The organism is Streptomyces sp. NRRL F-4489 (assembly GCF_001509485.1).
GTDB lineage: Bacteria > Actinomycetota > Actinomycetes > Streptomycetales > Streptomycetaceae > Streptomyces.
Genome location: NZ_LLZI01000202.1, coordinates 1 through 22,219, shown reverse-complemented (window position 1 = coordinate 22,219; position 22,219 = coordinate 1). Strand labels below are relative to the sequence as shown.

Sequence of the window (22,219 nt, the reverse complement as noted above, 5' to 3'; positions counted from 1 at the left end):
TCGCCCCGGGGCGCGCAGTTCACCCGGGTGTAACAGGGGCGACCGCTTCGTCACCCCCGTGAAACACCCGCAAGGTTTGGCCGAAACGGCGCCGCGACACCCTCTTCGCGTAGCCGGCCCACCCCGCACCCGCACGGGCCGCATCGACGACGAGGAGACGCCGATGCCCCCAGGCATCCTTCCGCTCGCAGACGGCCTCGCGGCGAAAGCCACCCTCAGCCCCGCCAACACCGGGTTCATGCTGATCTGCTCCGCCCTGGTGATGCTCATGACGCCCGGCCTGGCGTTCTTCTACGGCGGTATGGTCCGGGTCAAGAGCGTCCTGAACATGCTGATGATGAGCTTCATCAGCCTGGGCATCGTCACCGTCCTGTGGGTGCTCTACGGCTTCGGGCTCGCCTTCGGCACCGACAACGGCGGCGTCATCGGCTGGAACGGCGACTTCGCCGGCCTCGGCCACATCGGCCTGACCCAGCTGTGGGGCACCTCCACCGTCCCGGTCTACGTCTTCGCCGTCTTCCAGCTGATGTTCGCGGTGATCACCCCCGCGCTGATCAGCGGCGCCCTCGCCGACCGGGTGAAATTCACCGCCTGGGCGCTCTTCACCGCCCTGTGGGTCAGCGTCGTCTACTTCCCGGTCGCGCACTGGGTGTGGGCCGACGGCGGCTGGCTCTACCGGCTCGGCGTGATCGACTTCGCCGGCGGCACCGCCGTCCACATCAACGCCGGCGCCGCGGCGCTCGGCGTGCTCCTCGTCGCCGGCAAGCGGATCGGCTTCAAGAAGGACCCGATGCGGCCGCACAGCCTGCCGCTGGTGATGCTCGGCGCCGGACTGCTGTGGTTCGGCTGGTTCGGCTTCAACGCCGGCTCCTGGCTGAACAACGACGACGGCGTCGCCGCGGTCGCCTTCGTCAACACCCAGGTCGCCACCGCCGCCGCGATGCTCGGCTGGCTCGCCTACGAGAAGCTCCGGCACGGCTCGTTCACCACCCTCGGCGCGGCCTCCGGCGCGGTCGCCGGACTGGTCGCCATCACCCCCGCCTGCGGCGCGGTCAGCCCGCTCGGCGCGCTCGCCATCGGCGCGATCGCCGGCGTGCTGTGCGCCATGGCGGTCGGCCTGAAGTACCGCTTCGGCTACGACGACTCCCTCGACGTCATCGGCGTCCACCTGGTCGGCGGGATCGCCGGATCGCTGCTGGTCGGCCTGTTCGCCACCGGCGGCGTGCAGAGCGGCGCCAAGGGCCTGCTCTACGGGGGCGGCTTCGCCCAGCTCGGCAAACAGGCCGTCGGCGTGGTCTGCGTCCTGCTCTACTCGCTGGTCGTCTCCTACGTCCTTGCCAAGGCCATCGACCTGGTGATGGGCTTCCGGATCGGCGAGGACGAGGAGATCACCGGCGTCGACCAGGCCGCGCACGCCGAGACCGCGTACGACTTCGCCGGCGCGGGCGGCGGCACCGCGGCCCGCCGCACCCCCGCCCCCGGCGAGACCCTGACCAGGAAGGTGGACGCGTGAAGCTCATCACGGCAGTCATCAAGCCGCACCGGCTCGACGAGGTGAAGGAGGCCCTCCAGGCGTTCGGCGTGCACGGCCTGACCGTCACCGAGGCCAGCGGCTACGGCCGGCAGCGCGGCCACACCGAGGTCTACCGGGGCGCCGAGTACACCGTCGACCTGGTACCCAAGATCCGCATCGAGGTCCTCGTCGAGGACGCCGACGCCGCCGAACTGCTGGACGTCGTCGTCAACGCCGCCCGCACCGGCAAGATCGGCGACGGGAAGGTGTGGAGCGTCCCCGTGGAGGAGGCCGTACGGGTGCGCACCGGGGAACGCGGCCCGGACGCGCTGTGAGCGGCGGGCCGGGGCGGGGGAGCGCGGGGGGTCCGGAGGGGCATCCCGCTGCGGGGAAGGGCCCCTCCGCTTCCCCGGACGGCTTCGCCGCCGCCCGGGTACGCCTCCTCGAATCCGCGCACCCCACCGGCAGTGACCGCCGGACGGCCCTCGCCCGGCTCACCGACGACTGGCTCGCCGCCCTGCTGGCCGGGGCGGCCGGGCCGGCCGGCGGCGTCGCGCTGGCCGCGGTCGGCGGCTACGGCCGCGGTGAACTCTCCCCCCGCAGCGACCTCGACCTCCTCCTGCTCCACGACGGCCGGGCCGCCCCCGCCGAACTGGCCGCGCTCGCCGACCGCCTCTGGTACCCGGTCTGGGACCTCGGCCTGGACCTCGACCACGCCGTCCGCACCCCCGCCGAGGCCCGCCGCGCCGCCCGCGGCGACCTCCGGGTCCAGCTCGGCCTGCTCGACGCCCGCCACCTGGCCGGCGACCCCGCGCTGACCGAACAGGTCCGCACCGCCGCGTACGCCGACTGGCGCGAGAGCGCCCCCCGGCGGCTGCCCGAACTCCGCGAGCTGTGCCGGGAGCGCGCCGAACGCCACGGCGAACTCCGCCACCTCCTCGAACCCGACCTCAAGGAGGCGCACGGCGGTCTGCGCGACGCCACCGCCCTGCGCGCCGTCGCCGCCTCCTGGCTCGCCGACGCCCCCCGCGGCGGACTGGAGGCCGCCCGCACCGCCCTCCTGGACACCCGGGACGCCCTGCACCTCACCACCGGGCGCGCCACCGACCGGCTCTCCCTCCAGGAGCAGGACCAGGTCGCCGCCGCCCTCGGCCTGCCCGACGCGGACGCCCTGCTCCGCCGCACCTACGAAGCCGCCCGCACCCTCGCCTACGCCGCCGACGTCACCTGGCGCGAGGTCGGCCGGGTGCTGCGGGCCCGCTCCGTCCGGCCGGTGCTGCGCGGCCTGCTGCCCGGCCGCACCGCCGGCCGCGCCGAACGCTCCCCGCTGGCCGACGGCGTCGTCGAACTCGACGGCGAGGCGGTGCTGGCCCGCACCGCCCGCCCCGAACGCGACCCCGCCCTGCTGCTGCGCGCCGCGGCCGCCGCCGCCCAGGCCGGACTGCCGCTGGCCCCCGCCGCCGTCCGCCGCTGCGCCGCCGCGCTCACCGCCCACCCGCTGCCGGTGCCCTGGCCGGCCGAGGCCCGCGACCAGCTGATCACCCTGCTCGGCGCGGGCCCGTCCACCGTGCCCGTATGGGAGGCCCTGGAGGCCGAGGGCGTCCTGACCCGGCTGCTGCCCGAGTGGGAACGGGTCCGCTGCCGCCCGCAGCGCAACCCCGTCCACACCTGGACCGTCGACCGGCACCTGGTCGAGACCGCCGTCCGGGCCGCCGCGCTGGCCCGCCGCGTCCACCGGCCCGACCTGCTGCTGACCGCCGCGCTGCTGCACGACCTCGGCAAGGGCGGCCCCGGCGACCACTGCGCGACCGGCGCGGCCCTGGCCCGCGAGACCGCCGCCCGGCTCGGCTTCGGCCCCGCCGACACCGAGGTGATCGCCACCCTCGTCCGGCACCACCTGCTGCTCGTGGAGACCGCCACCCGCCGCGACCTGGACGACCCGGAGACCACCGGCGCGGTCGCCGCCGCCGTCCGCGACACCGGCACCCTGGAACTCCTGCACGCGCTCACCGAGGCCGACGCGCTCGCCACCGGGCCGGCCGCCTGGAGCGCCTGGCGCGCCGGGCTGGTGGCCGGCCTGGTCCGGCGGGTCGCCGACCGCCTCGCCGGCGCGCCGGCGCCCGACCCGCGCGAGACCGCCGAGCCCACCCCCGAGGAGCGGCGCCTGGCGGAGGAGGCCGCCCGCACCGGCGGCCCGGCCCTGGCCCTGCGCGCCCGCCCCGAGAGCGCCCCGCCCGGCGCCGCCCACCCGCACGGCACCGCCCCGGACGCCGCCGACCCCACCGCCCCCGAACCGGTCGGCGTGGAACTCCTCCTCGCCGTCCCCGACCGCCCCGGCGTCCTGCCCGCCACCGCCGGCGTACTCGCCCTGCACCGCCTCACCGTCCGCTCCGCCGACCTGCGCACCCTCGACGCGCCCGGCCGCGGCCCGGTGCTGCTGCTCAGCTGGCGGGTGGCGGCCCAGTACGGGTCGCTGCCCGAGGCCGCGCGGCTCCGCGCCGACCTGGTCCGCACCCTCGACGGCACCCTGGACGTCCCGGCCCGCCTCGCCGAACGGGAACGCGCCTACGCCCACCGCTCCCGGGCCGCGCCGCCCCCGCCGCCCCGCGTCACCGTGGCCCCCGGCGGCTCCCGCACCGCCACCGTCATCGAGGTCCGCGCCCAGGACGCGCACGGCCTGCTGCACCGGATCGGACGCGCCCTGGAGGCCGCCGGGGTCCGGGTCCGCAGCGCCCACATCAGCACCCTGGGCGCCAGCGCGGTGGACGCCTTCTACGTCACCGGCGCGGACGGCGCGCCGCTCCCCGAACCGGTGGCCCGCAAGACCGCCGCGATGGTCGAAGCCGCGCTGGCGTAGCGGCCCACGGCGGGTCCGCTTGCGTGGCCGGATACCCTAGAAGCCGACTGGACCGTAAGCCCCCGACCCCGAGGATCGACGACCGCCGTGTTCGATACGCTTTCCGACCGCTTGGCGAGTACTTTCAAAAACCTCCGGGGCAAGGGCCGCCTGAGCGAGGCGGACATCGACGCCACCGCGCGCGAGATCCGCATCGCCCTGCTGGAAGCCGATGTCGCGCTGCCGGTCGTCCGGGCCTTCATCAAGCAGGTCAAGGAGCGCGCCCTGGGCTCGGAGGTCAGCCAGGCGCTGAACCCCGCCCAGCAGGTCATCAAGATCGTCAACGACGAGCTGATCGGCATCCTCGGCGGTGAGACCCGCCGCCTCCGCTTCGCCAAGCAGCCGCCGACGGTGATCATGCTCGCCGGCCTCCAGGGCGCCGGCAAGACCACCCTCGCCGGCAAGCTCGGCCGCTGGCTCAAGAGCCAGGGCCACGCCCCGCTGCTGGTCGCCTGCGACCTCCAGCGCCCGAACGCCGTCAACCAGCTCCAGGTCGTCTCTGAGCGCGCCGGCGTCGCCTTCTACGGCCCCGAGCCCGGCAACGGCGTCGGCGACCCCGTCCAGGTCGCCAAGGACTCCGTCGAGTACGCCCGCACCAAGCAGTACGACGTCGTGATCGTCGACACCGCCGGCCGCCTCGGCATCGACGCCGAGATGATGCAGCAGGCCGCCGACATCCGCGACGCGGTCGGCCCGGACGAGGTCCTCTTCGTCGTCGACGCGATGATCGGCCAGGACGCGGTCAACACCGCCGAGGCGTTCCGCGACGGCGTCGGCTTCGACGGCGTGGTCCTCTCCAAGCTGGACGGCGACGCCCGCGGCGGCGCCGCGCTCTCCGTCGCGCACGTCACCGGCAAGCAGATCATGTTCGCCTCCAACGGCGAGAAGCTGGACGACTTCGACGCGTTCCACCCGGACCGCATGGCGTCCCGCATCCTCGGCATGGGCGACATGCTCTCGCTCATCGAGAAGGCCGAGCAGACCTTCAGCCAGCAAGAGGCCGAGAAGATGGCCGCCAAGCTGGCGAAGGGGCCGAAGGAGTTCACCCTCGACGACTTCCTGGCTCAGATGGAGCAGGTCCGGAAGATGGGCTCGATCTCCAAGCTCCTCGGCATGCTGCCCGGTATGGCGCAGATGAAGGACCAGATCAACAACCTCGACGAGCGCGAGGTCGACCGCACCGCCGCCATCATCAAGTCGATGACCCCGGCCGAGCGCCAGGACCCCACGATCATCAACGGCTCCCGCCGGGCCCGTATCGCCCGCGGTTCCGGTGTCGACGTCAGCATGGTCAAGAATCTGGTCGAGCGGTTCTTCGACGCCCGCAAGATGATGTCGCGGATGGCCCAGGGCGGCGGCCTGCCCGGGATGCCCGGCATCCCCGGGATGGGCGGCGGCCCCGGCCGGAAGAAGAAGCAGATCAAGCAGGCCAAGGGCAAGCGCAAGAGCGGCAACCCCATGAAGCGCAAGGCCGAGGAGGAGGCCGCCGCGGCGCGCCGCGAGGCCGCGGCCGGCAGCGCCTTCGGCCTCCCGCAGGGCGGCCAGGACCCGCAGAACTTCGAACTCCCCGACGAGTTCAAGAAGTTCATGGGCTGACCCGTACCCGCAACGACGGACGAGCCCCCGGCCACCTCCCCGTGGCCGGGGGCTCGTCCGTTGCGCGAGGGGTCGCGCTACCGGGTCGCCGCTGCCGGACCCCGCTACCGGGTCCGCGCGATCAGATACCGGAACACATTCGGCATCCACACCGTCCCGTCCGGCCGCCGGTACGGATGCAGCGCCTCCGTCAGCTCCTTCTCCACGAGCCGCGCCCCGGCCACCTCCAGCGCCGCGTCGAACAGGCCGGTCGACAGCATCCCGCGCACCGCGCTCGCCAGGTCCGCGTAGCCGAACGGGCAGGACACCCGCCCCGACCCGTCGGGCCGCAGCCCCGCCCGGTCCGCCAGCTCCTCCAGATCGTCCCGGCCGGCCAGCCGCCAGCCGGCGCCGAAGGCGGCCGCGGGCTCGGCCAGCCGCTGCGCCACCCGGAGCACGCCGGTCGTCGCGCACCGCTCCACCGGGCCCCAGCCGCCCAGCACCACCGCGCTGCCGCGCTCGGCCAGCGCCGCCGCCGCGGTCAGCGACCCGGCCAGCTCCTCGGGGCCGCCGCCGCAGCCCACCGGATGGAACGCGGTCACCACCGTGAACGCGGTGTCCTCGGGGGCCGCGTCCGCCAGCCCGCCGCTGACCAGCCGGGTGGCGTCCGGCATCCCTTCCGGGGTGAGCCGCTCGCGCGCCAGCTCCAGCCGGCACTCGTCCGCGTCCACCCCGCTGACCTGCGCCCCGCGCGCCGCCGCGAGCAGCAGCGCCAGCCCGGACCCGCAGCCCAGCGCCAGCAGCCGGGTGCCGGGCCCGACGCCCAGCCGGTCGTAGGCGGCCTCGTAGAGGGGGACCAGCATCCGCTCCTGGATCTCCGCCCAGTCGCGGGCGCGCTCGCGCGCGCCGGCCGGTGCCGCCGGCCCGTCACCGCGCATGGCCCCGGTGTTCGGAAGCTGGTGCCGCACGAGCGTGGGTGACATCGATAGCGCCCCTATTCGCCGAGAACCCGAAGCTGATCAGTACCGTCCGCCCCCGTGTTTCCGAGCGTTGTGCGCCCCCGCGAACCAGACAACTCCGCATCCGACCGGCCGTCCAGAGGGTGCGCCGGGGTTGGCTCCCGCGCGCCCCTGTGTGCGCCGGTCCGTGCGGTCCCCGAGCGCCGTTCCAGGGTGCCCCGGCCCGGCGCGTCCCGCCACGGCAGCGCCGGCCGCCCGCCCCCGGGTCCGCCGGACCGGCGCGGCTCCGGCCGGGGCCGTTCCCCTACGGTGGAGGGGCGGGACCCGCTGTCCGCACGCTTTCCTACCGCCGGTAACATCGCCCGGACCCCGCTCCCGGCCGTCCGGTCCGGTTACGCCATGCGGCGTACGCGGGGGTACGCGGCGGTCCGTACGGACTTGCCGTCCGCGGGCGCCTTCTGTGCAGATCGGCCCACCGCGCCCGGCGCACGCCCCCTGCCCGGAAACTGACCGGTACGTGCAAATTATTTGGGATGCCCCGGAATCGGAACACCGGGCGACTCCGGCTCGTTGTCACGACGTGAGCACGACACCGCCTGTTCTCGCCGCCGAGCTGGCGCTCGCGTGGGCCGACATTCAACGGCACCACCCCGAGCTGCCGGATCTGGCCGCGCCCGAATCCCTGATCGGGGAGTCCTCGTCCGCCTGTGGCGCGGAGCTCTCCTTCGAACGGCTGCTCCACGAGGCAGTCCACGGCATCGCCGCCGCCCGCGGCATCCGCGACACCTCCCGGGCAGGCCGCTACCACAACCGCCGGTTCCTGGCGATCGCCGAGGAGCTGGGCCTGGACCACACCGAGGAGCCGCACCCCAGCAGCGGCTTCTCGCTGGTCACGCTCAACCCCGAGGCCAGACGGCGCTACCGCCCCACCATCGAGCGGCTCACCCGGGCCCTCAAGGCCCACAGCGCCGCCACCGCCACCGACACCGCCCGCAGCTTCCGCGGACCGGCCGCCCGGCACGGCTCCTCCGGAGGCGGCGTCCGCGTCAAGGCCGTCTGTGACTGCGGGCGCAATGTCCGGGTCGTTCCGTCCGTCCTCGCGCAGGCGCCGATCGTCTGCGGCGGGTGCGGGAAGCCCTTCCGCATCCCCGAGGTGGCCGCGGTCGGCTGACCCCCGAGCGTGTGGCACAATTGCCAGCTGTACTCGACAGTCGCACAGGACCCCTCTCTCCTCCGACTGACGCGTCCATCGGGGCCCCGAGTACCGCAACCCCACGTGGCATCTCGTTGTGCCCCACCACGTCAAGACCAGGAGACACCACTCCAGTGGCAGTCAAGATCAAGCTGAAGCGTCTGGGCAAGATCCGCTCGCCTCACTACCGCATCGTCGTCGCCGACTCCCGCACCCGCCGGGACGGCCGCGCCATCGAGGAGATCGGCCTGTACCACCCGGTGCAGAACCCCTCCCGCATCGAGGTCGACGCCGAGCGCGTCGCCTACTGGCTCGGTGTCGGCGCCCAGCCGACCGAGCCGGTGCTGGCCATCCTCAAGGTCACCGGCGACTGGCAGAAGTTCAAGGGTCTGCCCGCCCCGGCGCCGATGAAGGTCGCCGAGCCGAAGGCCGACAAGCGCGCCCTCTTCGAGGCCGCCGCCAAGGCTTCCGGCGACGAGCCGAAGGGTGAGGCCATCACCCCGAAGGCGAAGAAGGCCGACAAGAAGGCGGACGAGGCCGCGGCCGACAAGCCGGCCTCTGAGCCCTCCGAGGACTGAGCGTGCTTGAGGAGGCCCTTGAGCACCTCGTCAAGGGCATCGTCGACAACCCCGACGACGTGCAGGTAGCCTCGCGCACCCTGCGCCGCGGGCGCGTGCTGGAGGTCCGGGTCCACCCCGAAGACCTCGGCAAGGTGATCGGCCGCAACGGCCGCACCGCCCGCGCCCTGCGGACCGTCGTCGGCGCGATCGGCGGCCGGGGGATCCGCGTCGACCTCGTCGACGTCGACCAAGTGCGCTGATCCACGTTGAACACCGGCTCGGGCCGGGGAGGGCCTTCGGGCCGTCCCCGGCCCGAGCTCGTATGTGAGCCTGGAAGCAGCACACCACCACCCGGCCCGGGTCCCACCCTCACCGTCCATGGGACCCACCACCACCCGACCCACCACCCACCGCCACCATCAATTGAGGAACCCCCGCGTTCCGCAACCACCTCCGCGAAAGCGGCGGCGGCTTAGCCGCAAAAAGGGGAGCACAACGTGCAGCTGGTAGTCGCCCGGATCGGCCGCGCCCACGGCATCAAGGGCGAGGTCACCGTCGAGGTGCGCACCGACGAACCGGAACTCCGGCTCGCCCCGGGCGCCGTCCTCGCCACCGACCCGCCGTCCGCCGGCCCGCTGACCATCGCCACCGGCCGGGTCCACAGCGGCCGGCTGCTGCTGCGCTTCGACGGCGTCACGGACCGCACCGCCGCCGAGGCGCTGCGCAACACCCTCCTGATCGCCGAGGTCGACCCCGAGGAACTCCCCGAGGACCCCGAGGAGTTCTACGACCACCAGCTGATCGACCTCGAGGTGGTCACCCGCGACGGCACGGCCGTGGGCCGCGTCACCGAGATCTCCCACCTGCCCTACCAGGACCTCCTGGTCGTCGCCCGGCCCGGCGGCGGCGAGGTGCTGATCCCGTTCGTCAGCGAGATCGTCCCGGAGATCGACCTGGCCGAGCAGCGCGCGATCATCGTGCCGCCGCCCGGCCTCCTGGACGACAGCGAGGCCGAGATCGCCTCCGGCCGCGAGGACAGCTGATGCGGCTCGACATCGTCACGATCTTCCCCGAGTACCTCGAACCGCTCAACGTCTCCCTCGTCGGCAAGGCCCGGGCCCGCGGACAGCTCGACGTACGCGTCCACGACCTGCGGGAATGGACCCACGACAAGCACCACACGGTCGACGACACCCCCTACGGCGGCGGCCCCGGCATGGTCATGAAGCCCGAGCCGTGGGGCGAGGCGCTGGACGACGTCCTGGCGTCCGGCGAGGGCGCGCCGGTCCTCGTCGTCCCCACCCCCAGCGGCGTCCCGTTCACCCAGCAGCTCGCCGTGGAACTCTCCGCCAAGCCCTGGCTGGTCTTCACCCCGGCCCGCTACGAGGGCATCGACCGCCGCGTCATCGAGGAGTACGGCGACCGCCTGGACGTCCGCGAGGTCTCCATCGGCGACTACGTCCTGGCCGGCGGCGAGGCCCCGGTCCTCGTCATGGTCGAGGCGATCGCCCGGCTCCTGCCCGGCGTCCTCGGCAACGCCGCCTCCCACCAGGACGACTCCTTCGCCCCCGGCCCGATGGCGGACCTCCTGGAGGGCCCCGTCTACACCAAGCCCCCGGAGTGGCGCGGCCGCACCATCCCCGAGGTGCTGCTCAGCGGCCACCACGGCAAAATCGCCCGCTGGCGCCGCGACCAGGCGTTCGCCCGCACCGCCCGCAACCGCCCCGACCTGCTCGAACGCGCCAACCCCGCGGCCTTCGACAAGAAGGACCGGGAGACGCTGTCCATCCTGGGCTGGGCACCGGGCGAGGACGGCCGATTTGGGCGGACGAGCGGGGACGTGGAAGAATAGGCCGCTGCTGTCCGCGCCCCCGCGTGCGCCCCTGCCACAGGGGGAACGACGCCCGCCCGGCGGAGCGGCAGCCGGACCATCCTCTTCCCGATGATTCCGCTGATGACCTGTGGCATCAGCGAAGAAAGCAGTAGGTCATGCACCTTCTCGACACCGTCGACTCCGCGTCGCTGCGCAGCGACATCCCGGCCTTCCGCCCCGGTGACACCATCAACGTCCACGTGCGCGTCATCGAGGGCAACCGCTCCCGTGTGCAGCAGTTCAAGGGCGTGGTGATCCGCCGCCAGGGTTCCGGCGTCCGCGAGACCTTCACGGTCCGCAAGGTCAGCTTCTCGGTCGGCGTCGAGCGCACCTTCCCGGTGCACACCCCGATCGTCGAGAAGATCGAGGTCGTCACCCGCGGTGACGTCCGCCGCGCCAAGCTGTACTACCTCCGCGAGCTGCGCGGCAAGGCCGCCAAGATCAAGGAGAAGCGCGAGCGCTGAGCCGCGCCGCACCGGGCCGGGCCGTCCCGCCCCGGTGCACCGCGAGGCCACGCTCGCGCCAGGCGTCCGGGCCCGGCCGGATAGGCTCTGGGCCCGATGGACACCGACGCAACTCTCACGGAGCGCGACCCCACTCCCGACCCCGACCGGGGACCGGAGCGGCGGTCGCGCTCCGCGCGTTTCCGGACCCTGGCCGGGCGGCTGCGCCACCGGCCGGTCGCTCTCCTCGCCCTGTGCCTGGCGTTCCTCTTCCTGCTCAGCACCTTCGTCGCGCAGCCGTTCCTGATCCCCAGCACCTCCATGGAGAACACCCTGCGGGTCGGCGACCGGATCCTGGTGAACAAGCTCGCGTACCGCTTCGGCGGCACCCCGCACCGCGGTGACGTCATCGTCTTCGACGGCACCGGGTCGTTCGTTCACAGGGAGCAGGGGGAGAATCCCGTCACGGGACTGCTGCGCAAGGCCGGCGCGGCGCTGGGCCTGGCCCGGTCCGACGACACCGACTACGTCAAGCGCGTCATCGGCGTCGGCGGGGACCATGTGACCTGCTGCGACAAACGGGGGCGGATCGACGTGAACGGTGAGCCGGTGACCGAGGGCTATCTCCATCCGGGCGACGCCCCCTCCGACGTGCCCTTCGACATCGTGGTGCCGCCGGACCGCCTGTGGGTCATGGGCGACCACCGGGCCCGGTCCAGCGACTCCCGCGACCACCTCGGCGAACCGGGCGGCGGCACCGTCCCCGTGGACAAGGTCATCGGCCGCGCGGACCTGATCACCTGGCCGTTCAGCCGCTGGAGCACCGTTCCCACCCCCGGGGCCTTCGCCCGTATACCGGCCCCGGCAGGCCCCCATGGGTAGCCGCGGACGTCCCCGGCACGGGTACGAGAACACCCCGGAACCGGCCCCGGCGGGAGACGGGAGCTACCACGGCGGTACGCACCACGGCGGCGGGACGGGCGGAACGGCCGGCTCCGAGGGCCCGCCGGAGCCCGGCGCGGCGACCGGCGGCCGGGCCGAGCGGCGCCGCCAGGCCAAGCGCGTCAAGAGCCGCAGACGCCGCTCCTACCTCAAGGAGATCCCGATCCTCATCGGGGTGGCGCTGGCCATCGCGCTGGTCCTGAAGACGTTCCTGGTGCAGGCGTTCGTCATCCCGTCCGGCTCCATGGAGCAGACGATCAGGATCGGCGACCGCGTGCTGGTCGACAAGCTCACCCCGTGGTTCGGCGCCACCCCGCACCGCGGCGACGTGGTCGTCTTCAAGGACCCCGGCGGCTGGCTCAAGGGAGAGCAGAAGCAGTCCACCGGCGACCCCGGGCCGTTCAAGGACTTCATGACCTTCATCGGGCTGCTGCCGTCCGCCGACGAGCAGGACCTGATCAAGCGCGTGGTCGCGGTCGGCGGCGACACCGTCCGCTGCTGCGACAAGCAGGGCCGGATCACCGTCAACGGCACCCCGCTCACCGAGCCGTACGTCCACCCCGGCAACCCGCCCTCGCAGCTGGCGTTCACGGTGAACGTGCCCACCGGGCGGCTCTTCGTGATGGGCGACCACCGGTCCAACTCGGCGGACTCGCGCTACCACCTCGACCAGCCGTACCGTGGCACGGTCTCGGAGGACAGCGTCGTCGGCCGGGCCGTGGTCATCGCCTGGCCGCTGGGCCACTGGCGCTTCCTGGAGGAGCCCGACACCTTCGCCGCGGTGCACGACGCGCCGGGCGCCAGGGCGTCGGCGGCGGGGGCAGCGCATAGGGTGTCACCCGAGAGTTTGGCCGTACTCCCGACCCCTGCGGAACTCCCGCTCGTTATGGGAGTGGTGGGCCTGCACCGGTTGACGGGCGGGCGAGAGCGCGGAGTGAGGAGCAGATGTGGGGGACTTGGCGGTCGGCGCACGGTCCGGAACCGAAGAGCCCGAAGAGCCGGCGGGAAGCGGTGAGTCCGCGCCGCGGGCGGCGAACTCCGCGCATCAGCCACAGGCACAGCCAGGCCGGTCCGCCGCGGACCGGCCGCGCACCGGTCCATCGGAGCAGTCGGACGCAGCGGCCGACGAGGAGGCGAGCGGCAGCGTGACCAAAGGCAAGAAGCCGCGCGCCTTCTGGAAGGAGCTGCCGATCCTCATCGGCATCGCCCTGCTCCTCGCCCTGCTGATCAAGACGTTCCTGGTGCAGGCGTTCTCCATCCCGTCCGACTCCATGCAGGACACCCTCCAGCGTGGGGACCGCGTCCTGGTGGACAAGCTCACGCCGTGGTTCGGCGCCAAGCCGGAGCGCGGCGAGGTCGTCGTCTTCCACGACCCGGGCGGCTGGCTCAACGAAACGCCCACCCCGCAGCCCAACCCCGTCCAGAAGGTCCTCAGCTTCATCGGCCTGATGCCCTCGGCGGAGGAGAAGGACCTGATCAAGCGGGTCATCGCGGTCGGCGGGGACACCGTCGAATGCCAGGGCACCGGCCCGGTCAAGGTCAACGGCAAGGCCCTGAAGGAAGACTCCTACGTCTACCCGGGCGCCACCCCGTGCGGCGACCGCCCGTTCGGCCCGATCCACGTCCCCAAGGGCCGGATCTGGGTGATGGGCGACCACCGCGACGACTCCCTGGACTCCCGCTACCACCAGAACCTCCCCGGCAACGGCACGGTCTCCGAGGACGAGGTTGTCGGCCGCGCCTTCACCATCGCCTGGCCCATCAACCGCTGGTCGACGCTGCCCGTACCGGACACCTTCGACCAGCCCGGGATCAACAAGGCAATGGGCGTGGCTCCGGCCGCACTGGGCCTGGTCGGCGCGGTGCCGCTGGTGATCTGGCGCCGGAGGCTGACCGGGAAGCGTAACCCCAGGTAAGGTGCCGTCCCGGATCTTCGACGCGGGCCCGTCCCGCGGGGCGGGAGCGCTGGGATGAGCAGCAGGGGCACCGGAACGCACAGCGGTGCGCAAGGTATGACGGACGGCCGCGGCCGGACCACGGGCGGTGTGCTGTCCGGTCTGGCCGTGGCCGTCGGCTGTGTGCTCTTCCTCGGCGGCTTCGTCTGGGGAGCGCTGATCTACCGCCCGTACACCGTGCCGACCGACTCCATGTCACCCACCATCGCCCCCGGCGCCCGGGTCCTGGCCGAGAAGGTGAACGGTTCCGAGATACACCGCGGCGACATCGTCGTCTTCAAGGACAGCACCTGGGGCGACCTCCCGATGGTCAAGCGGGTCGTCGGCGTCGGCGGCGACCACGTCGCCTGCTGCACCAAGAAGGGGCTGCTGACCGTCAACGGCACCCCGGTCGAGGAACCGTATCTCCAGGGTGGCGGCCCCGCCTCGCCCATCGGCTTCCGGGCCGTTGTCCCCACCGGCCAGCTCTTCCTCCTCGGCGACCACCGCAACGACTCCATGGACTCCCGCGTCCACCTCACCGACGGCGACCACGGCGCGGTGCCGCGCAGCGCCGTCGACGCCCGGGTCGACGCCCGCGCCTGGCCGCTCGGCAGCGCCGGCATGATGGAGCGCCCGCAGAGCTTCGCGGCCTTCCCCGGCGGCGTCTCGCGGCCCGGACCGCTCCAGCCGATCGTCCTGGCCATCGTGGCCGGGGCGGTGCTCATCCTGGGGGGAGCGGCGTACGGGCCGCTGGCGCGGAGGAAGGGGCGCGGGCGTGGGTGACGGGGAGCGGGGGGCCGGGGCGCGGCCGGCTTCCGGTGCGGCCGGCCAGGAGGGGCAGGCGGGGCTGGTTTCCGGCGCGGATCCGGCTTCGGCTCCGGTGCGGCAGGTGTCCCGGGTGGTGCTGCTCGATCCGGACGACCGGATTCTGCTGCTGCACGGCTACGAACCGGCCCGCCCGTCCGAGACCTGGTGGTTCACCCCCGGTGGCGGCCTGGAGGGCAGCGAGACCCGCGAGCAGGCGGCCCTGCGCGAGCTCGCCGAGGAGACCGGGATCACCGGGGCCACCCTCGGCCCCGTCCTGTGGAAACGCCGGTGCGCCTTCCCGTTCGACGGGCGACGCTGGGAACAGGACGAGTGGTACTTCCTGGCCCGGACCGACCGGACCACCACCGACACCGCCGGCCACACCGACCTGGAACGACGCAGCGTCTCGGGACTGAGGTGGTGGACATCGGAGGAACTGTCGGCGGCGCATGAGACGGTGTATCCGACCAGACTCGCCGAGCTGCTGCGCACACTGCTCGACGAAGGGCCCCCGAGTGCGCCGGTGCTCCTGGAGACCGAGCGGGTCTGACGCACAATGGGGAGACGCACGGCTGAAGGGGATCTGCCATGAGCGCCGAGGACCTCGAAAAGTACGAGACCGAGATGGAGCTGAAGCTCTACCGGGAGTACCGCGACGTCGTCGGGCTGTTCAAATATGTGATCGAGACCGAGCGTCGCTTCTACCTCACCAACGACTACGAAATGCAGGTGCACTCCGTCCAGGGTGAGGTCTTCTTCGAGGTCTCGATGGCCGACGCCTGGGTCTGGGACATGTACCGGCCGGCCCGGTTCGTCAAGCAGGTGCGCGTCCTGACGTTCAAGGACGTGAACATCGAAGAGCTCAACAAGAGCGATCTGGATCTCCCGGGGAGCTGAGACCGGGACGGCTGAGGGCGGGCCGGCTGGGGAGGGATCGTTTCTCCCCGGCTGCGCGCCGCCGTGGCGGGGGTGTTTCGCCCCGGTTGGCGTGCTTTGTCTTGCGAGTGAGCGGGGCGTGTCACCCGGGCGGGTGACGGAGTTATCCACAGCCCCGGAGTTATCCACCAAGATCCAATAGTTCTGCGCGGAGGCGTCACAGTCGGTGCCGGAGGTGGTACCGCATGAACGCCACGCACACCGGCCGCCAGGCCGCGCACACGAGCACGCACGCGTCAGCAGGGAAGTTCAAGGAGACCTCGACAGGGGCCGCGGCGCTGGTCGCGGCACAGGCCGTGGGTACAGGGGCTGCGGCCGGGTCGGTCGGGGCCGGGTTGGCCGGGACCGGATCGGCTGGGCACGGATCGGCAGGGACCGGGTCGGATGGGACCGGGTCGGTCGGGACCGGATCGGCCGGGACCGGGTCGGCTGGAACCGGGTCGGTCGGGAAGACCGGGCGCCGGGCAGCGCCGGACCGACTGACCCCGGCCCGTCCCACGCCCGCCCGTCGCACCACGGCTCGTCCCGCCCCCGCCCGTCCCGCCCCGCCCCGTACCTCCCGCAGCGCCCTCGGCCGCTACGGCGAGGACCTCGCGGCCCGGTGCCTCACCGACGCCGGGATGCGGATCCTCGACCGCAACTGGCGCTGCCGCTACGGAGAGATCGACATCGTCGCCGCGGACGGAGACGCCCTGGTCGTCTGCGAGGTCAAGACCCGGCGCGCCGGCTGGTACGAACACCCCATGTCCGCCGTCCGGCCCGGGAAGACCGCCCGGCTGCGGCTGCTCGCCGAGCGCTGGCTGGAACGGCACGGCGGCCCACCGCCCGGCGGCGTCCGCATCGACGTGATCGGCGTCCTGCTCCCGGCCCGCGGCGCCCCCGTGGTCGAACACGTCCGGGGGGTGGCGTGATGGGATTCGCCCGCACCTGCTCCGTCGCCCTGGTAGGCGTCGAAGGCGTCGTCGTCGAGGTCCAGGCCGACCTCGAACCAGGCGTCGCCGCCTTCACCCTCGTCGGACTGCCCGACAAGAGCCTGGTCGAATCCAGGGACCGGGTCCGCGCCGCCGTGGTCAACTCAGGCGCCGAATGGCCGCAGAAGAAGCTCACCGTCGGCCTCAGCCCCGCCTCCGTCCCCAAGAGCGGCAGCGGATTCGACCTCGCCGTGGCCTGCGCGGTCCTCGGCGCCGCCGAACGGCTCGACCCCCGAGAACTCACCGACCTGATGATGATCGGCGAGCTGGGTCTCGACGGCCGCGTCCGGCCCGTCCGCGGTGTGCTCCCCGCCGTCCTCGCCGCCGCGGACGCCGGATACCGCCAGGTCGTCGTGCCGGAACAGACCGTCGCCGAAGCCTCCCTCGTCCCCGGCGTCTCCGTCCTCGGCGTCCGCAGCCTGCGGCAGCTCATCGCCGTCCTCGCCGACGAACCGGTCCCCGATGAAGAGGTCCCGGGCGAAGAAGGCCGCCCCGACCCGCTGCTCTCCGGACTCGCCATGCCCGGCACCGGCGTCACCGCGGGCCTCCCACCCGGCGACCACGTCCCCGACCTCGCCGACGTCGCGGGCCAGTACACCGCCCGCCGCGCCCTTGAAGTGGCCGCCGCCGGCCGCCACCACATCTTCTTCAAGGGCCCGCCCGGCGCCGGCAAGACCATGCTCGCCGAACGCCTCCCCGGACTGCTGCCACCGCTCACACCGAAGGAATCCCTGGAGGTCACCGCCGTCCACTCGGTCGCCGGCACCCTCCCACCGGGACAGCCGCTCGTCCACCGCCCGCCCTACTGCGCACCGCACCACTCCGCGACCATGGCCTCCCTCGTCGGCGGCGGCACCGGACTGCCGCGGCCCGGAGCCGTGTCCCTGGCGCACCACGGCGTCCTTTTCGTCGACGAGGCCGCCGAATGCAGCCCGCGTGTCCTGGACGCCCTCCGCCAGCCGCTCGAATCCGGCCATGTCGTCGTCGCCCGCGCCGGCGGCATGCTGCGGATGCCCGCCCGCTTCCTGCTCGCCCTCGCGGCCAACCCCTGCCCCTGCGGACGCCACGGCACCACCGCCGGCGGCTGCGAATGCCGGCCCTCCTCGATCCGCCGCTACCGCGCCCGCCTCTCCGGACCCCTGATGGACCGGGTCGACCTGCGGATCGCCGTCGAACCGGTCGCCCGCTCCGAACTCCTCGCCCACGGCCACGGTGCCGAATCCACCGCCACCGTCGCCGAACGGGTCCGCGCCGCCCGCGAACGCGCCGCGGCACGCTTCGCCGGCACCCCCTGGCAGACCAACAGCGAAGTACCGGGCCACGAACTCCGCACCCGCTGGCCCGTCCACCCCGGCGCCCTGGACCGGGCCGAACGCGACCTGGAATGCGGCCTGCTCACCGCCCGCGGCCTGGACCGCGTCCTCCGCGTCGCCTGGACCGCCGCCGACCTCGCCGGCCGCGACCGCCCGACCCGGGAGGACGTCAACTGGGCCCTCGAACTCCGCACCGGAGTACGGCGCGGAACGGTGACGTCCGCGACTGGGACGGGAGCCGGGGCCGGAACGGGATCGGCGCTTGCGCCTGGGACCGGCGCCGGACCGGGGCCCGGGGCCGGGGCCGACACCGGAGCTGCGACCGGAGCGCGCCTGATCGCGCTCCCCGGGGCCCGAAGCCGCCGCCCGAAGTCCGGCACCCCGTCCACGGCACCTACGGAACGCACCCGCACGACCGAAGGCGGAGCGCCGACACGGCCGGGAGCCGAACCGGGACTACCGCCCGCCGACGACGGTACGCACGGAGTACCGGCCCCGGGCGACCGCCTCCACAAGCCACCGGGACCACTGAAATCCCCGGAACCCCACCCGCCCACGCCCCCCGCCCACCCCGCAGACCACCGAGGCGACCGATGAACACCCTCGACGAATGGGGCTTCCTCACCGAACCGACGCCCGACCCGCCACCGGGTACGACACCGCAATCCACGCCGGAAGACGCACCTGCGCCCCGGACGGCCGGAACCGGAGGCCCTTCCGCCGCCCGCGGCACACCTGCCGCCCAACCGGACGGAACTGCCCCGCCTCCCCGCCTGTCACGCCTGCCCCGCCCGTCACCCACGACGCCCGGACCCTACGACCCCCAGCGCGCCGCCCGCGCCGCCCTCACCCGCATCCTGGAACCAGGAGACGAAACGGCGGGCCGCTGGCTCCGCGAGATGGGCCCGGTAGCCCTGTGGCACGCCCTCGCCGACGACGAGGCACCGCCACCTCCCGGCGCCGGCTTGGCCAAAGTCGCCGGGCTCCGGCTGCGCGCCGGACGGGCTCGCCCCGGCGCCGACCTCGCCGCCGTCGCCGCACTCGGTGGCCGCTTCATCTGCCCCGGCGACGAGGAATGGCCGGGCCAACTGGACGACCTCGGCGACGCGCGCCCCATCGGCCTGTGGGTACGCGGCGCGGCCAACCTGCGGATCTGGGCACTCCGCTCGGTCGCGGTGGTCGGCGCCCGCGCCTGCACCGACTACGGCGCCCACCTCGCCACCACCCTCGGCGCCGGCCTCGCCGAACGCGGCTGGACGGTCGTCTCCGGCGCCGCCTACGGCGTCGACGGCGCGGCCCACAGAGGAGCGCTCGCCGCGCACGGCCCGACCATCGCGGTGCTCGCCTCCGGCGTCAACCACCCCTACCCGCGCGGCCACACCGAGTTGATCGACCGCATCGCCGAACAGGGCCTGGTCGTGGCCGAGTTGCCCCCGGACGACCACCCCACCCGGAGCCGCTTCATCCAGCGCAACCGCGTCATCGCCGCCCTCACCCGGGGCACCGTCGTCGTGGAGGCCGAACTCCGCAGCGGCTCCCTCGTCACCGCCCGCCGCGCACTGACCCTCGGGCGCTTCACCATGGGCACCCCCGGACCCGTCACCAGCGGACTCTCCGCCGGAGTGCACCAACTCCTGCGCGGCGAGGCCACGGTGGTCACCGACGCCGACGAGGTCATCGAACTCGTCGGCAGTATCGGCGACCTCGCCCCCGAGCGCCGCGGCCCCACCCTCGCCCGCGATCTGCTCGACCCGGTCGCCCTGCGCGTACTCGAAGCGCTGCCCGCCCGCGGCGGCGCGGACACCGCCCAACTGGCCAGGGAGTCGGGCACGCCCCGCGACCTCACCCAGAGCAAACTCATCGAGCTGCAGACCCTCGGATTCGTTCAAAGGTGCGGTGAGCGCTGGGAGTTGGTGCGACGTGTCCACTCGACCGAAGGTTCCCGGCGAGGCGGTACTTGACCTGGCGCGAACGGGTGAAAGGGTGAGGGGAATGACCGCAGAATCCAGGTTTGCCGTGCTTCGGTGCGGGCGGCCGGCCCACGGGGCACCGGAGGCGCGGCGCGGCGTCCGCACCGCTTGCCGCCCGCCGCGTCACGGCGTCCGCCCGCACAGCCCCCCGGGGGCGCACGCGCGGCGCACGCGCCCCCGGCGCCACCCGTTCCAGGTGCTGGTGTGTCGCGCCGGATAACCCTGGGGTGCGGGCAGCGGAACGTATCTGCGTACCATCAACCCCCCTTTCCTCGCACACCGCGACGCCCCGGTCACGCTACGCTCACGACAGTTCACACCTCCCCGTCCACCCACCCCCGTCTCGGCAGAACGGCTCAAGGCGACGAATGCCCCAGCACACCTCCGGGTCTGACCGCGCGGCAGTACCACCCGCCGCGCGCGGCAGCGTGCGCCCCGCCCCGCCCACCTCGCTCGACGAGCTGTGGCGCTCCTACAAGGCGTCAGGCGACGGACGCCTGCGGGAACAGCTGATCCTGCACTACTCACCGCTGGTCAAATACGTCGCCGGCCGCGTCAGCGTCGGACTGCCGCCCAACGTGGAGCAGGCCGACTTCGTCTCCTCCGGAGTCTTCGGACTGATCGACGCCATCGAGAAGTTCGAACCCGAACGCTCCATCAAATTCGAGACCTACGCCATCACCCGTATCCGGGGCGCGATGATCGACGAACTGCGCGCCCTGGACTGGATCCCGCGCTCCGTACGCCAGAAGGCCCGCGCCGTGGAACGCGCCTACGCCACCCTCGAAGCGCAACTCCGCCGCACCCCGACCGAGGCCGAGGTCGCCGGCGAAATGGGCATCCCGCTGGAAGAACTCCACGGCGTCTTCAGCCAGCTGTCCCTGGCGAATGTCGTCGCCCTGGAGGAACTCCTGCACGTCGGCGGCGAGGGCGGTGAACGCCTCAGCCTGATGGACACCCTGGAGGACACCGCCGCGGAGAACCCCGTCGAGATCGCCGAGGACCGCGAGCTGCGGCGCCTGCTGGCCCGCGCCATCAACACCCTGCCCGACCGCGAGAAGACCGTGGTCACCCTCTACTACTACGAGGGCCTCACCCTCGCCGAGATCGGCAACGTACTCGGCGTCACCGAGAGCCGGGTCAGCCAGATCCACACCAAGTCGGTCCTCCAGCTCCGCGCCAAGCTGGCAGACGTCGGACGGTGAGGTGGGCGGCTTGCGGGGGCGGTGCCGCGGTCGGGGCTACGGGGCCCTGGGCGGTGCTTGGGGTGCGGCCGTCGCGGGGGAGGGGAGCGGTGGATGGGCGTCTGAGGGGATCGGCGCCGCTGACCGGGCCGGCGCGGATGCGGCCGGCCCGGACCGAAGTCTCCTTCCGGGCGAGCGGCGACATCCGCGGCAGCCCCGCTGCCCGGCCCCGCTGAGTGACCCAACGCCCCACTCATGTCGCGATGCGGAGTGCCGCGGCGAGGACGCCATCCGTAAAGTGGTGACGTGCCCAGGATTCGAGCGGCCTCGGTGGCCGAGCACCGGACGATGCAACGCGGCGCCCTTTTGGACGCCGCCCGCTCCTTGCTGTCCGAGGGCGGAACGGAGGCCCTGACCTTCCCTGCCCTCGCCGAGCGCACGGGACTCGCGCGCTCCTCCGTGTACGAGTACTTCCGCTCCCGCGCGGCCGTCGTCGAAGAACTGTGTGCCGTTGACTTCCCCGTCTGGGCCGCGGAGGTCGAGGCGGCGATGGAGGGCGCCGAAACGCCGGAGGCCAAGATCGAGGCGTATGTGCGCCGCCAGCTCGCCCTGGTCGGCGACCGTAGGCACCGCGCCGTCGTGGCCATCTCCGCGGGCGAACTGGACGCCGGCGCCAGGGAGAAGATCCGCGCGGCCCACGGCGGCCTGATCGCCATGATCGTCGAGGCGCTGGCCGACCTCGGCCACGCGCAGCCCCGGCTCGCCGCGATGCTCCTCCAGGGCGTTGTCGACGCGGCCGTCCGCCGCATCGAACTGGGCGCCGCCGAAAACCCGGAAGAAATCACCGAAGCAGCGGTGGCCATGGCCCTCAGGGGCGTACGGGGCTGACGCCGGGGCGCGAGAGGCAAGCCGGCGTGGCGCCGCGAGGGCGCCGTACGGATGCGCCGCGGCACCAGGCGGTACGAATGCGCAGGCGGTGCCGATACGGCAGGGCGGCATGGGGGCGGTGGCGGCACGAGAGGGGACGGTCGCGGCACGAGACGGTCAGCTGCGCGCCTTCCGTGCTCTTGCTGCGCACCTAGGCTCCCGTCCTCTCGCTGCGCCGTCCAGGTCCCCCGCCCCTCCCTCCCCCGCCGCACCGGCGTGGC

21 protein-coding genes and 1 pseudogene are annotated in these 22,219 nt (G+C 73.4%); 21 read left to right on the top strand and 1 reads right to left on the bottom strand.

Annotation, left to right across the window (positions count from 1 at the left end):
- Positions 1-163: 163 nt before the first annotated feature.
- The 4 genes from ADL22_RS15335 (at position 164) to ffh (ending at position 6,005) form a co-directional block, all read left to right on the top strand.
- Positions 164-1,513 carry an ammonium transporter gene (locus tag ADL22_RS15335; RefSeq protein ID WP_066978759.1) on the top strand — a complete coding sequence of 450 codons (1,350 nt, stop codon included), beginning with the start codon at positions 164-166 and terminating at the stop codon, positions 1,511-1,513.
- On the top strand, positions 1,510-1,848 hold the full coding sequence (locus ADL22_RS15330; RefSeq protein ID WP_066978757.1) for a P-II family nitrogen regulator: 339 nt from the start codon (positions 1,510-1,512) through the stop codon (positions 1,846-1,848). Before ADL22_RS15335 ends, ADL22_RS15330 begins: the two co-directional genes overlap by 4 nt.
- Complete coding sequence (locus ADL22_RS15325; RefSeq protein WP_066978754.1) at positions 1,845-4,370, top strand: [protein-PII] uridylyltransferase; 2,526 nt, start codon at positions 1,845-1,847, stop codon at positions 4,368-4,370. Before ADL22_RS15330 ends, ADL22_RS15325 begins: the two co-directional genes overlap by 4 nt.
- A gap of 87 nt (positions 4,371-4,457) precedes the next feature.
- A complete protein-coding gene (ffh, locus tag ADL22_RS15320) occupies positions 4,458-6,005 on the top strand; it encodes a signal recognition particle protein (RefSeq protein WP_066978752.1) in 1,548 nt (515 codons plus the stop codon).
- Between the two features lie 104 nt (positions 6,006-6,109).
- Here the strand turns inward: ffh and ADL22_RS15315 are convergent, their stop codons facing one another.
- Entirely contained in the window at positions 6,110-6,967 is an 858-nt protein-coding gene (locus ADL22_RS15315) for a methyltransferase domain-containing protein (RefSeq protein WP_066978749.1), read from the bottom strand.
- Positions 6,968-7,523: 556 nt separating this feature from the next.
- Here ADL22_RS15315 and ADL22_RS15310 point away from each other — a divergent pair.
- The 17 genes and pseudogenes from ADL22_RS15310 (at position 7,524) to ADL22_RS15230 (ending at position 21,959) form a co-directional block, all read left to right on the top strand.
- Positions 7,524-8,114 (top strand): hypothetical protein, encoded by a 591-nt coding sequence (locus tag ADL22_RS15310; protein ID WP_066978746.1) that lies wholly within the window; start codon positions 7,524-7,526, stop codon positions 8,112-8,114.
- A 155-nt stretch (positions 8,115-8,269) separates the two neighbouring features.
- Entirely contained in the window at positions 8,270-8,713 is a 444-nt protein-coding gene (gene rpsP, locus ADL22_RS15305; RefSeq protein ID WP_066978743.1) for a 30S ribosomal protein S16, read from the top strand.
- Between the two features lie 2 nt (positions 8,714-8,715).
- Positions 8,716-8,955: an RNA-binding protein gene (locus tag ADL22_RS15300; protein WP_066978740.1), complete on the top strand. Its 240-nt coding sequence runs from the start codon at positions 8,716-8,718 to the stop codon at positions 8,953-8,955.
- Positions 8,956-9,192: 237 nt separating this feature from the next.
- Positions 9,193-9,738, top strand: a complete 546-nt coding sequence (gene rimM, locus ADL22_RS15295) for a ribosome maturation factor RimM (protein WP_066978737.1) — start codon at positions 9,193-9,195, stop codon at positions 9,736-9,738.
- On the top strand, positions 9,738-10,547 hold the full coding sequence (trmD, locus tag ADL22_RS15290; RefSeq protein ID WP_066978735.1) for a tRNA (guanosine(37)-N1)-methyltransferase TrmD: 810 nt from the start codon (positions 9,738-9,740) through the stop codon (positions 10,545-10,547). The genes rimM and trmD overlap by 1 nt, the downstream gene beginning before the upstream one ends.
- Before the next feature lie 137 nt (positions 10,548-10,684).
- Positions 10,685-11,032 (top strand): 50S ribosomal protein L19, encoded by a 348-nt coding sequence (rplS, locus tag ADL22_RS15285; protein WP_066978731.1) that lies wholly within the window; start codon positions 10,685-10,687, stop codon positions 11,030-11,032.
- Positions 11,033-11,128: 96 nt separating this feature from the next.
- Entirely contained in the window at positions 11,129-11,893 is a 765-nt protein-coding gene (gene lepB / locus ADL22_RS15280) for a signal peptidase I (RefSeq protein WP_066978729.1), read from the top strand.
- Positions 11,886-12,968 carry a signal peptidase I gene (gene lepB, locus ADL22_RS15275; protein ID WP_066978726.1) on the top strand — a complete coding sequence of 361 codons (1,083 nt, stop codon included), beginning with the start codon at positions 11,886-11,888 and terminating at the stop codon, positions 12,966-12,968. Before lepB (ADL22_RS15280) ends, lepB (ADL22_RS15275) begins: the two co-directional genes overlap by 8 nt.
- Positions 12,901-13,869 (top strand): signal peptidase I, encoded by a 969-nt coding sequence (gene lepB, locus ADL22_RS15270; protein WP_420711568.1) that lies wholly within the window; start codon positions 12,901-12,903, stop codon positions 13,867-13,869. The genes lepB (ADL22_RS15275) and lepB (ADL22_RS15270) overlap by 68 nt, the downstream gene beginning before the upstream one ends.
- A 96-nt stretch (positions 13,870-13,965) precedes the next feature.
- Entirely contained in the window at positions 13,966-14,673 is a 708-nt protein-coding gene (gene lepB, locus ADL22_RS15265; RefSeq protein WP_066978723.1) for a signal peptidase I, read from the top strand.
- Between the two features lie 64 nt (positions 14,674-14,737).
- Positions 14,738-15,247: an NUDIX hydrolase gene (locus ADL22_RS15260; RefSeq protein ID WP_066978976.1), complete on the top strand. Its 510-nt coding sequence runs from the start codon at positions 14,738-14,740 to the stop codon at positions 15,245-15,247.
- 38 nt (positions 15,248-15,285) lie between these two features.
- On the top strand, positions 15,286-15,594 hold the full coding sequence (locus ADL22_RS15255; RefSeq protein ID WP_003980220.1) for a DUF2469 domain-containing protein: 309 nt from the start codon (positions 15,286-15,288) through the stop codon (positions 15,592-15,594).
- Positions 15,595-16,112: 518 nt separating this feature from the next.
- The gene (locus tag ADL22_RS36815; protein WP_066978974.1) at positions 16,113-16,544 is read left to right on the top strand and encodes a YraN family protein; all 432 of its coding nucleotides are present in this window, start codon (positions 16,113-16,115) and stop codon (positions 16,542-16,544) included.
- A pseudogene (locus ADL22_RS15245) lies at positions 16,544-18,148 on the top strand (YifB family Mg chelatase-like AAA ATPase); the annotation flags it as partial. The gene ADL22_RS36815 and the pseudogene ADL22_RS15245, both read left to right, overlap by 1 nt.
- A 362-nt stretch (positions 18,149-18,510) precedes the next feature.
- Positions 18,511-19,878 carry a DNA-processing protein DprA gene (gene dprA / locus ADL22_RS15240; RefSeq protein ID WP_234430711.1) on the top strand — a complete coding sequence of 456 codons (1,368 nt, stop codon included), beginning with the start codon at positions 18,511-18,513 and terminating at the stop codon, positions 19,876-19,878.
- A 377-nt stretch (positions 19,879-20,255) separates the two neighbouring features.
- A complete protein-coding gene (whiG, locus tag ADL22_RS15235) occupies positions 20,256-21,092 on the top strand; it encodes an RNA polymerase sigma factor WhiG (protein ID WP_066978719.1) in 837 nt (278 codons plus the stop codon).
- Positions 21,093-21,419: 327 nt separating this feature from the next.
- Positions 21,420-21,959 carry a TetR/AcrR family transcriptional regulator gene (locus ADL22_RS15230; RefSeq protein ID WP_066978968.1) on the top strand — a complete coding sequence of 180 codons (540 nt, stop codon included), beginning with the start codon at positions 21,420-21,422 and terminating at the stop codon, positions 21,957-21,959.
- Positions 21,960-22,219 lie beyond the last annotated feature (260 nt).

Bases quoted from the DNA above. Each gene is read 5' to 3' on its own strand.
- ADL22_RS15335 (WP_066978759.1), top strand. From the start codon at position 164: ATGCCCCCAGGCATCCTTCCGCTCGCAGACGGCCTCGCGGCGAAAGCC.
- ADL22_RS15315 (WP_066978749.1), bottom strand. From the start codon at position 6,967: ATGTCACCCACGCTCGTGCGGCACCAGCTTCCGAACACCGGGGCCATG.
- trmD (WP_066978735.1), top strand. From the start codon at position 9,738: ATGCGGCTCGACATCGTCACGATCTTCCCCGAGTACCTCGAACCGCTC.
- rplS (WP_066978731.1), top strand. From the start codon at position 10,685: ATGCACCTTCTCGACACCGTCGACTCCGCGTCGCTGCGCAGCGACATC.
- lepB (WP_066978729.1), top strand. From the start codon at position 11,129: ATGGACACCGACGCAACTCTCACGGAGCGCGACCCCACTCCCGACCCC.
- lepB (WP_066978726.1), top strand. From the start codon at position 11,886: ATGGGTAGCCGCGGACGTCCCCGGCACGGGTACGAGAACACCCCGGAA.
- lepB (WP_066978723.1), top strand. From the start codon at position 13,966: ATGACGGACGGCCGCGGCCGGACCACGGGCGGTGTGCTGTCCGGTCTG.
- ADL22_RS15255 (WP_003980220.1), top strand. From the start codon at position 15,286: ATGAGCGCCGAGGACCTCGAAAAGTACGAGACCGAGATGGAGCTGAAG.
- dprA (WP_234430711.1), top strand. From the start codon at position 18,511: ATGAACACCCTCGACGAATGGGGCTTCCTCACCGAACCGACGCCCGAC.
- whiG (WP_066978719.1), top strand. From the start codon at position 20,256: ATGCCCCAGCACACCTCCGGGTCTGACCGCGCGGCAGTACCACCCGCC.
- ADL22_RS15230 (WP_066978968.1), top strand. From the start codon at position 21,420: ATGCAACGCGGCGCCCTTTTGGACGCCGCCCGCTCCTTGCTGTCCGAG.